Origin of the sequence: Streptomyces sp. ActVer, assembly GCF_027270795.1 — a bacterium.
Classification (GTDB): domain Bacteria; phylum Actinomycetota; class Actinomycetes; order Streptomycetales; family Streptomycetaceae; genus Streptomyces; species Streptomyces umbrinus_A.
This window is the reverse complement of record NZ_JAPWHT010000061.1, coordinates 23,388-33,654: the sequence shown is the minus strand read 5'-3', so window position 1 is coordinate 33,654 and position 10,267 is coordinate 23,388. Positions and strand designations below refer to the sequence as shown.

Here is a 10,267-nt window from a genome sequence, read left to right as displayed (position 1 = left end):
CGATCTAGCAGGCGGCGAGCGGCGCCAGCAGGGCGGCCGTGGCGGCGGCCACGACGGCGGCCCGGACGCGGGCATGGGCGAGTACGCGGGTACGGGGCAACCGGGACAACGGAACCTCCGGGAAGGGCGGGAACGAGGTGGGCCAGAGTCGGCGATGTCGTGACTCTAGAGCCGGAAAACCCGAGGTCAGCCGCTGTGGAGCTATGTGACGGCGACTGGTGAGGAACGGTCATGGTCCGGTCACATTCGCCGGACGGAGCGGTCATGGTCCGCTGTGAGCATCCTTTGCGACCCCGCGAAAAGGCCCGGGGAGAAGGAGAGGAACGGACTGTGTCAGCGCTGCTCGTGCCGCCCAGCCGCGTGCCCCAGCCACGGAACCCGGGCGTGGCCCTGCGAACCATCACCGCGGAGACGTACCGTGCCTTCCTCGCGTCCCCCGCCGGTGCCGCCCTCGGTGCCGGATTCCTCCAGTGCCCGTCCTGGGCCGACGTCAAGGAGGGCTGGCGCGCCCGACTGCTCGGCTGGGGGCCGGATCCGGAGGCGGGTGAACTGACCGGTGTGGCCCTGGTGTTGCTGCGGCAGTTCCCCGGCACCCGGAAGTACTTCGCCTACCTTCCCGAAGGGCCCGTCGCCGACTGGAACGACCCCGACGTCGACGGCTGGCTCGGTCCGCTCCTCGAACACCTGCGCCGCGCGGGCGCGTTCGCCGTACGCATGGGTCCGTCGCCCGCCTACCGGCGCTGGGACGCCGCCCTGCTCAAGCCGCTCACCGGCCCTGGGCGACGCCTGGGCGACGTCCTCGCCAGTGAGGTCGACCCGCTCGGCACCGCCGTCGCCGAGCGGCTGCGGGCCCGGGGCTGGCGCCGCTGCGGAGGTGACGGGACCGGAGGGGGCGGGACCGGAGGGGACGGGGACGCCCAGCCCCGGCACGTCTTCCAGGTGCCGCTCGCCGGACGCACCGCCGAGGACCTGTGGTCCGGGCTCAACCAGGAGTGGCGACGCAATGTGCGCCGGGCCCGGAAGGAGGGCGTGGAGGTGGTCGTGGGCAGTGCGGCGGAACTCCCGGAGTTCTACCGGCTGTTGGGCATGACCGAGCGGCGCGACGGGTTCCGGCTCGGCCGCTCGCTCGCCTACTACGAGCGCCAGTACGCGGTGCTCAACGCCGAGGAACCGGGCCGGATGAAGCTGTACCTCGCCCGGCACCAGGGCGAGATACTCGCCGCCCACACGATGATCACGGTGGGCCGCCGGGCCTGGTACCAGACCGGCGCCTCGGCCGACCACCGTCGCGAGGTCCGGCCCTCCAACGCCCTGCAGTGGCGGATGCTGCTGGACGCCCACGCCCTCGGCGCTGACGTCTACGACATGCGCGGGGTACCCTCCACTCTCGATCCTGAAGAACGTACGTACGGACTGCTGCGGTGGAAGCTCGGCACCGGTGGGCAGGTCGTCGAGACGTTGGGGGAGTGGGAGAGAGCATTGGGCGGCAGCGCCAACCACGCGCTCCACCGCGCCTTCCAGGCGTACCTGAACCGCCGATGACCGATACGACACCGGCCGGCACGGGCAGCGCGGGCAGCACGGAAGCGACGGCGGAACCGGCAGAAACAGCCTCCACGGCCCGCGGCAGTGCCGTCATGGCCGCCGGGTCCGTCGTCTCCCGGGCCACCGGCTTCGCCCGGTCCGCCGTGGTCGCGGCGGCGCTCGGCACCATCGGGCCGGTCGCCGACGGCTACGCGGTCGGCAACGCCCTGCCCACCATCGTCTACATGCTGCTCCTCGGCGGCGCGCTGAACGCCGTCTTCGTGCCCGAGCTGGTCAAGGCCGCCAAGGAGCACGACGACGGGGGCGTCGCGTACACCGACCGGCTCGTCACGGTCTGCGTCGTCGCCCTGCTGGCGATCACCGCGACCGCGGTGTGGGCGGCTCCCGCGATCGTCGACGCGTACACCGACTACACCGGCCCGCAGGCGGCCATGACCACCGCGCTCGCCCGCTACTGCCTGCCGCAGATCTTCTTCCTCGGACTGTTCACGCTGCTCGGACAAGTCCTCAACGCGCGGGGCAGGTTCGGCGCGATGATGTGGGCGCCGGTCCTCAACAACCTCGTCGTCATGACCGTGTTCGGTCTGTACCTGGCGCTGGCCATGGGCGGCGGCGACACGCTCACCGCGACCGAGACGGCCGTGCTCGGCTGGGGCACGACCGCCGGTATCGCCGTCCAGGCACTCGCCCTCCTTCCCGCGCTGCGCGCCGCCCGGTTCCGCTGGCGGCCGCGCTTCGACTGGCGCGGCAGCGGACTGACCCGCCCCCTGCGAGCGGCCGGCTGGCTGGTGCTGCTGGTCCTGGCCAACCAGGCCGCGTACTGGGTCACCACCCGCCTCGCCACGACCGCGGGCCTCGACGGCGGCCCCGGATACGGCGCGTACAACAACGCCTATGCCCTGTGGGTCGTACCGCACGGCATCATCACGGTCTCCGTGGTGACCGCGCTGATGCCCCGGATGAGCGCGGCCGCCGCCGACGGGGACACCGACGCCGTACGGCGCGACGTCTCCCACGCCCTGCGCGTCTGCGCCTCCGCGGTCGTACCCGCCGCCTGCGCGCTGTTCGCCCTCGCCCAGCCGGTGATGGCCCTCGTCTTCGGGTACGGCAGGACCGGCGCCGACGACACGGCCGCCATGGCCGGGATCCTGATGGCCTTCGCGCCAGGGCTCATCGCACTGTCCGGCCAGTACGTCCTGTCCCGCGCCTTCTACGCGCTCTCCGACACCCGTACGCCGTTCCTGCTCAACCTCGTGATCGTCGCCCTCAACGCGGGACTGTCCCTGGCCGCCGCGTACCTGCTGCCTGCCCGCTGGGCCGTTACGGGCATGGCGGCGGCGTACTCCCTGGCGCTGTGCGTGGGCTGGGCGGTGACCGGCCTGGTGCTGAGCCGCCGACTCGCCGTCGCCCGCTCCCCGCACTCGTCCTGCGTCGCCCGCCCCCAGCGCTCGTCCTCCGTCGTACGCCTCCTGCGCTCCTCCTCCGTCGGCGCCCACGCGCGGCTGCTGCTCGCCGCCGTCCCCGCCACCGTCCTCGGCCACCTCGCGGCCGTGGGCGCGGTACGCGCCGGAGCCCTGGTCGCCGCAACTGCCGGGGCGGTTGTCGTCGTCCTCGTCTTCGCCCTGCTCGCCCGTCCGCTGCGGCTCACCGAACTCGACGCGCTGCTCTCCGGCGTACGCCGCAGACGGCCCCGGAACCGGACCTGAATCCGGACCTGACCATCACCGAGGGAGAACTGCCGATGCCCCGCGTGCTCCTCATCGAGGACGACCCCTCCGTACGCGAGGGGGTCGAACTCGGTCTGCGCCGCCGCGGCCACGAGGTACGGGCGGCCGCGACCGGCGAGGCCGGCCTCGCCGCGATGACCGAGTTCCGCCCCGACCTGCTGCTGCTCGACCTGATGCTGCCCGGCATGAACGGCGTACAGGTCTGCCGGCAGGTCCGCGACCACAGCCAGCTGCCGATCATCATGCTCACCGCGCGCGGAGACGACTTCGACGTGGTCATCGGCCTGGAGGCCGGTGCCGACGACTACATCGTCAAGCCCGCCCGTCCCGAGGTGATCGAGGCCCGGATCCGTGCCGTACTGCGCCGCATCGACGACAGCGGATCGGGCCGCCCGGCCATCGAGGTCTACGGCGAACTCATCGTCGACCGGGTCGGACTGACCGTCACCAAAGCCGGCCGGCCGCTCGCGCTCGCTCCCTCGGAGCTCAAGCTCCTGCTGCATCTCTCCGGCGCCCCCGAGCAGGTGTTCAGCAGGCAGCAACTCCTTGAGCACGTCTGGGAGCACACCTTCCACGCCGACGCCCGGCTGGTCGACGCATGCGTCGCCCGGCTGCGCGGCAAGATCGAGGACGAGGTCGGCAGCCCCCGGTACGTCCAGACGCTGCGGGGCTTCGGCTACCGCTTCGGGCCGCTGTGACAAGACGGGGTGGTACGGCCACCGGTGACCGGGCGCGGGTCAGGGCGTTCGGGCTACGCACGCGACTGCTGCTCGCCTTCCTGCTGGTCGCCGCCGTCAGCGCGGGCACGACGGCCGCGCTGACCTACCGCGAGGCCCGCAACGCGCTGCTCGAGACCGCCCAGGACACGGCGGTCACGTCGTTCCGTGACCACGTCCAGCAGACGGGCTTCGCGCTGCCTGCGCTGGGAGGGGACGACCTGGACGAACTCCTGCGCGACATCGCCCGCAAGGGCAAGCCGCACCCCTGGGTGGTGTTCGCCGAGTACGGTTCGGTCCGCGCCTCCTCGGGCGAGAACCCCGTCTCCACCGTCATCACACCCGAACTGCGCCGCGCCGCGCATGCCAACCCGTACGGCAGCTTCGAGCGGGTCGTCAAGGACGGCGTCCCCTATCTGACCATCGCCATGCCCATGGTCTTCAAGGCGAGCCCGGACAGCGTGCTGCCCAGCGGCCTGGTCCTGTACGCCGTCATGCGGATGACCGACGAGCAGGTCAACGTCGACGCCCTCCTCATGGCCGGCCGGGACGGCGCCCTGCCCGGCCTCGCCGTCGCGCTGATACCCGGCCTGATCGCCGCGCGCAGCGTGCTGCGCCCCGTACGCAAACTGAGCGAGGCCGCCCTGAACATGGGCAACGGCAGACTCGACACCAGGATTCCGGTGCGCGGCAGCGACGAACTGGCCGACCTGGCACGCACCTTCAACGAGTCGGCGGGCCAATTGGAGCGTTCTGTACGTGAGTTGCGCGAGGCCGAGGAACGCGCCCGCCGGTTCGCCTCCGACGTCTCGCACGAACTGCGCACCCCCCTCGCCGGAATGCTCGCCGTCACGGAGGTACTCGACGAGGACGCGGACGGCCTGGACGCCGACACCGCCCGGGCGGTCCGGCTGGTCAGCGCGGAGACCGGAAAGCTCGCCGTGCTCGTCGAGGACCTGATGGAGATCTCCCGCTTCGACGCCCGCGCGGCCGAGCTGAACGCCGACGAGGTCGACGTGGCCGAGGCCATCCGCAAGACCCTCGACAACCGGCACTGGACCGACGACCGGATCCGCACCGAACTCCCCGACGGCATCCGGGCCCGGCTCGACCCGCGCCGCTTCGACGTCGTGATCGCCAACCTCGTCGGCAACGCCCTGCGGCACGGCGGCGCGCCCGTCACCGTACGTCTGCGCACCGAGGCCCGTTCCCCGGGCCCGCCCGTGCTGATCACCGACGTCGTGGACAGCGGACCCGGTATCCGCCCCGAGGCGCTCCCGCACATCTTCGACCGCTTCTACAAGGCCGACGTGGCCCGCACCCGCTCGGCGGGCAGCGGCCTGGGACTGGCGATCACCCTGGAGAACGTGAAGCTGCACGGCGGAACGATCCACGCGGGGAACCGCCGCGGGGGCGGTGCCGTCTTCGCCGTCGAGATACCGCTGCATGCGGAGGGGGAGGAGGCCGGCCGATGAGGCGTGCGCGAAGGCGCCGACGCGTGCCGGCCTTCGCTGTCGCGGCAGCCGTACCGCTGCTGGGTGGCTGCGGTATCCAGGAGACCGACGTCATCGAGGCGGGCGGTCCCGCCAGCTTTCAGGCCTTCTTCGACCGTGAGTACGAGATGCTGCTCTTCTTCCGTTCCCCCGACGGAGGGCTGAACCCCGTGATCCGGACGACCAGGCCCTCGGCCGGGTTCGGCGGCCAGTACGACGAGCCGGGCTCCGGGGACCAGGACTCCGGCGACGCGGCGGGACCCGTACCGACGGAGAAGGTCGTCCTGGCGCTGCTCGCCGGTCCGCGGGCCGGGGACCGGGCCGCCGGCCTGGACACCGCCCTTCCCAAAGCCCGCCCCGGCGCGACCGTCAAGGTCGGCCCCTCCTCGGCGGGCAGGGTCACGACCCGCCTGCCCCTCGCCCTGAAGGACCTGAACAGCACTGCCCTGCGTCAGCTGACCTGCACGATCGCCTACAGCCAGGACCCCGACGGCCAGGTCGTCGTGGAACTGACGGGCCAGGACGGCACAACGAGATCCGGCACCTGCGGCCTCGCCCCTGGCAGCACCGGCAGCACCGGCAGCACGGCCGACACCGGCAACGAACCCGCGGAGACCGGGAACCGGGCAGGGGCAACCTCGCCACCGCCCGGCGCCTCCGGCTGAGAACGGCTCAGTGGTCGTCGGTGATCGTGGTCGCGATGCCGTTGCTGATCTCGACCTCGGCGGAGAAGCCCTTCTTGGCGGCCGCCTCCAGCTGCGCCTCGGTGCACTCGACGCCGCCCTCGCCGCCCGGCCCGGTGTTCACGGCGTCGCAGATGTCGTCGTAGCCCATGATCTTGGTGTCGTCGGCGACGAGGAACTGCTGCTCGGTGCCCTTCATGTCGGAGACGGTGTACTTGCCCGGCGCCAGGTAGGAGACGTTGCCGAACCAGGTTCCGTTGACGCCCTTGCCCTTGTTGACGCCCTCGACGACCGACTCGTCGCGGCCGGAGGACGAGTCCGAGTCGGAGGAGTCGGAACCGGAGCCGGTGTCCTGCTGGGCGGCGCGGCGCTCGGTCACCAGGGTCGCGGCGCCGTTCTTCATCTCCACGTCGGCGTTCACGGCACCCTTCTTGAGGGCCGCCTCCAACTGGTCCGGCGTGCACGGCGCGTCCACCCTGGAACCGGCCTCGCCGCATATGGTGCCGACGCCGTAGACCTCGGTGTCGTCGGCGACCCAGAACTGCTGGTCCTCCTTGCCCGGTACGGACACGATGTACTTGCCCGGAGCGAGATAGGTGACCTTGCCGTTCTTGAACGAGCCGCTGACGCCCTTGGAGTTATTGGCGTTCTTGGAGTCCGAGGCCTTGTCCGCGGCCACCGGGCTCGCGGTGCCCTTCCGGTTCTTGCCGGACGAGCTGTCGTCCATGCCGTTCTGGCATGCCGTCAGCAGCAGACCGGCGGTGAGCGCGGCGGTGGCGACGACGGCCTGGCGCAGGCGGCGGTTCATCACGGGAGGTTCCTTCCGAAGCGGGGTAGCGGGGAGCCGGTGGCGCATCCGCCGTTTCCCGCTCTGTGATCACTATGAGGTCTCCCAGGTCCCACAGGTCACGCCTGTCCTCGCTTCAGAACAGCGCGGTCACACAGCCGTGACACAGCAACACACCGACTGCGTAGGCCAGTTGGCGAACGCCGTCTTGTGGCGGACGGCGAAGCCCGCCGGAGCCCCACCGCCGATGCCGCGACCCGGCCCACTGTGGGGATTCTGGGCGGGTCCGAGCGAAGTCCGGTGAAGCGGATCACTGCCAAGTTCGGGCTGAGTACACTCCGTGACCTGGCAGGGCGGACAGTTGTGGGGCGAGGGGTGGCGCGGTGCTGGTGACGCCGGAGGCCGGGGACAAGATCGCCGACCGGTATCTCTTGCAGGAGCCCATCGGCAGAGGCGGGATGGGCGTCGTCTGGCTGGCCTGGGACGAGCGGCTGGAGCGGCGGGTCGCGGTCAAGTGCGCACGCCTGGACGACGATCGGGCCGCACGACGGCTCATGGGCGAGGCGCGCAACGCCGGGCGGCTGCACCACCCGAACATCGTGGGCGTCTTCGACTTCGTCGACGAGGGCGCCACCTGCTGGATCATCATGGAGTACGTCCCCTCGCGCAGCCTCGCCCAGATGATGACGGAGCGCGGCCCGCTCACGCCCGAGGAGGCCGGATCGATCGGCTGCCAGATCGCGGCCGCGCTGGCGAAGTCCCACAACGAGGGCGTGGTGCACGGCGATGTGACACCGGAGAACATCCTCGTCACCGACGAAGGCGTCGCGAGACTGACCGACTTCGGGATCTCGCGGGCCCTGTGGAGCGACGCCACCCACAGCACGACGGCCGGTGTGCGCGGCAAACCCCGGTATCTGGCACCGGAGTTGGCCAAGGGGCAGCCCGCGGGCGAGAAGTCCGACGTGTTCTCCCTGGGTGCCTCGCTGTTCGCGGCGGTCGAGGGCCGGTCGCCGTACGGGGAGGCCGAACACCCCATGGCGTATCTGGCCCGCGCCGTCGAGGGACACATCGAGCCCGCGCACCGGGCCGGCCCGCTGGACGAGCCGCTCACCGCCCTGCTGGAGGTGGAGCCCCGGCGCCGGCCCGACGCCGCGAGGGCACAGATGCTGCTGACGCGTGCCGCACCCCCGCCCCCGCACGTACAGGAGCAGTTGCACGACAGCGGTACGGGGGACCTCGCGTCCCGCACGCTCCGGCTGCCGCGGCTCCTGCGCCGCCCGGGGGACTACACGCCCTTCATGCTTCAGCCACCACGGCCCGTACGCCGCCACCGCCACCCTTTGGTGATCACGGGGGTGGCGCTGGCCGCGGCGGGCGCGATCACGGCCGGGCTCGTCCTCTTCGGCCCGTGGGCCTCGAACGACGAGGGCGGCAAGGGCGGCCGTACCGACGCGAAACCGCCGGCCACGGCGCGGGCCGGTGCCATCGGCGACGAGCGCACGGCGGACCCCTGCGGGCTGATGGGCGCGGCCTCGCTGAGCCGCTTCGGCGGCACGGAACTGGACCCCGACTACGGGGAGATCGACCGGTGCGACGTCCTGGTGCGCAACAACAGCGGTGACGACAACGCGGACGTCCAGGTGAACCTCGACTCGGACCGGGACGACTTCGACGGCATCGTCTCCACCCGCCTGGTCGGCAGCCTCACGGTCGTGACGCTCAAGCGGGACGGGAACGCCTGCGAACGGGCGGTCCTGACCACCGACGGCAAGCAGATCCGCGTCGTCGGCAAGCAGCTCAACAAGGTGTCGCCCGATCCGTGCCAGCTCGCCGACGCCGCCTCCGACCGCGTCGTCGGCGTGCTGGCCGAGGGCCCGGTCCCCCGCCGTTCGTCGCCGCCGGCCAAGAACTCCCTGGCCCGGCTCGACGCCTGCGCGCTGCTCGACGCCGCCGAGCTCAAGCGGCTTCCGGGCGTCGAGGCGGACAACCGCGACGGCGGCTTCGGTTCCTGGAGCTGCGACTGGTCGAGCGACGACGGCAACCGCGAGGTGGAGATCCAGTTCAGCCGGGACAACTCCCTGGACGCCGACGACGGAAAGCCGGTGAACGTCGCCGGCACGAAGAGCTACGTCATCGCGGACGAGGCCGAGGACGACAGCTGCACCGTACGGACCCCGCACCGCACCTACCGGAACCCGGTCGGCGACCCCACCACCGAACACCTCCAGCTGACCGTGTACGCCCCGCAGTCGGCCGGGCAACTGTGCGACAGTGCAACGGAGTTGGCGGCGGTCGTCGTACGGAACATCGCGAAGCGACTGCCGGAGACGTGACATGACCGAGCCGGGAATGGCACGGAGACGGCCGGGCGATCGACGGCCGGGGGAGCGACACCCGGGGGAGCCGGGGATGCCCGCTCCGGGTGGCCGGTTCCTGGCCGCCACCCACGGGAGCCTCGCCCGGGGCGCGTCCGCGCCGCTGCCCGGCACCCTCTTCGCGCTCGCACTGACCGGCGGAATGACGCTGGGCCCCGGGGACGGGCGCGAGGTCCTGTTCGGCCGCAACCGGCCCGAGGTGCACGTCTGCCTGGGCGAGGACGACCCCCGGCTCAGCCGCCACCAGGGCACGCTCACCCACCGGGACGGCCGCTGGTGGGTGAGCAACGCCGGGCGCCTGCCGATCCGGTGCGCCGGGGCCCGCCTGCTGTTCCGGGGCGAGGAGCCACTGCCGCTCGACACCGGCTACACCCCGCTGTTCGTCGGCGGTTCACGGGGCCGCGAGCACCTGCTGGAGGTCTTCGTCACCGGCCCCGAGGGCGAGCGGCCATTGCCGCGGCACGGTGACGTCACCCGCCCGCCCCGGGTGTGGATCCTGACCGAGCAGGAGAAGCTCGCCCTCGTGGTCCTGGGCCGCCGGTACCTGCTGCACGAGCCCCGCCCGCAGCTCCTGACCTGGAGACAGACCGCCGCCGAACTCGCCGAGTCGCAGCCGCACGCCGGCTGGACGGACAAACGCGTCGAACACCTGGTCAACGGCGTACGCACCCGACTGTCCCGCGACGGCGTCCCCTGGCTGACCCGAGAGGAACTCGGCGAGCCCCTGGGCAACGCCCTCAACGACAACCTGATCCGGGCACTGCTGTCGTCGACCACGCTCGTACCCATGGACCTGGCACTGATCGACGCCGCCTGACGCGTGCCCACGCGTGTCTCGTGTCAGGTGTCATTTCCACGTGGGGCGTCGAGTGGGCAACCAGGTGTCGACGGCGGCTGCCAGCTCGTCGCGGTCCGTGAAGACGTGTCCGTTCATGCCC

At 71.8% G+C, this 10,267-nt stretch carries 8 protein-coding genes; 7 read left to right on the top strand and 1 reads right to left on the bottom strand.

What is annotated here, in order from left to right; genetic code table 11:
* The first annotated feature begins 384 nt into the window (after window positions 1–384).
* From O3Q52_RS13215 to O3Q52_RS13195, 5 genes are read left to right on the top strand one after another with little or no spacing between them, the layout of a single operon-like run.
* Window positions 385–1,542, top strand: coding sequence for a peptidoglycan bridge formation glycyltransferase FemA/FemB family protein (locus tag O3Q52_RS13215; RefSeq protein WP_269648967.1), 1,158 nt, complete (start codon window positions 385–387; stop codon window positions 1,540–1,542).
* Window positions 1,539–3,251 carry a murein biosynthesis integral membrane protein MurJ gene (gene murJ / locus O3Q52_RS13210; protein ID WP_269648966.1) on the top strand — a complete coding sequence of 571 codons (1,713 nt, stop codon included), beginning with the start codon at window positions 1,539–1,541 and terminating at the stop codon, window positions 3,249–3,251. Before O3Q52_RS13215 ends, murJ begins: the two co-directional genes overlap by 4 nt.
* Before the next feature lie 35 nt (window positions 3,252–3,286).
* Window positions 3,287–3,970, top strand: a complete 684-nt coding sequence (locus tag O3Q52_RS13205; RefSeq protein ID WP_269648965.1) for a response regulator transcription factor — start codon at window positions 3,287–3,289, stop codon at window positions 3,968–3,970.
* Window positions 3,967–5,463, top strand: coding sequence for a HAMP domain-containing sensor histidine kinase (locus O3Q52_RS13200; protein WP_269648964.1), 1,497 nt, complete (start codon window positions 3,967–3,969; stop codon window positions 5,461–5,463). Before O3Q52_RS13205 ends, O3Q52_RS13200 begins: the two co-directional genes overlap by 4 nt.
* A 23-nt stretch (window positions 5,464–5,486) precedes the next feature.
* Window positions 5,487–6,146: a hypothetical protein gene (locus O3Q52_RS13195; protein WP_332112900.1), complete on the top strand. Its 660-nt coding sequence runs from the start codon at window positions 5,487–5,489 to the stop codon at window positions 6,144–6,146.
* A 7-nt stretch (window positions 6,147–6,153) separates the two neighbouring features.
* Here the strand turns inward: O3Q52_RS13195 and O3Q52_RS13190 are convergent, their stop codons facing one another.
* Window positions 6,154–6,972: a hypothetical protein gene (locus tag O3Q52_RS13190; RefSeq protein WP_269648969.1), complete on the bottom strand. Its 819-nt coding sequence runs from the start codon at window positions 6,970–6,972 to the stop codon at window positions 6,154–6,156.
* Window positions 6,973–7,334: 362 nt separating this feature from the next.
* Between O3Q52_RS13190 and O3Q52_RS13185 the strand changes: the two genes are divergently transcribed.
* Both O3Q52_RS13185 and O3Q52_RS13180 read left to right on the top strand, forming a co-directional pair.
* Window positions 7,335–9,287 carry a serine/threonine-protein kinase gene (locus O3Q52_RS13185; RefSeq protein WP_269648962.1) on the top strand — a complete coding sequence of 651 codons (1,953 nt, stop codon included), beginning with the start codon at window positions 7,335–7,337 and terminating at the stop codon, window positions 9,285–9,287.
* A gap of 76 nt (window positions 9,288–9,363) precedes the next feature.
* Entirely contained in the window at window positions 9,364–10,146 is a 783-nt protein-coding gene (locus O3Q52_RS13180; RefSeq protein ID WP_269648961.1) for an FHA domain-containing protein, read from the top strand.
* Window positions 10,147–10,267 lie beyond the last annotated feature (121 nt).

Coding starts and splice junctions, on each gene's coding strand:
- O3Q52_RS13180 (WP_269648961.1), top strand. CDS start 9,364: ATGCCCGCTCCGGGTGGCCGGTTCCTGGCCGCCACCCACGGGAGCCTC.
- O3Q52_RS13190 (WP_269648969.1), bottom strand. CDS start 6,972: ATGAACCGCCGCCTGCGCCAGGCCGTCGTCGCCACCGCCGCGCTCACC.
- murJ (WP_269648966.1), top strand. CDS start 1,539: ATGACCGATACGACACCGGCCGGCACGGGCAGCGCGGGCAGCACGGAA.
- O3Q52_RS13205 (WP_269648965.1), top strand. CDS start 3,287: ATGCCCCGCGTGCTCCTCATCGAGGACGACCCCTCCGTACGCGAGGGG.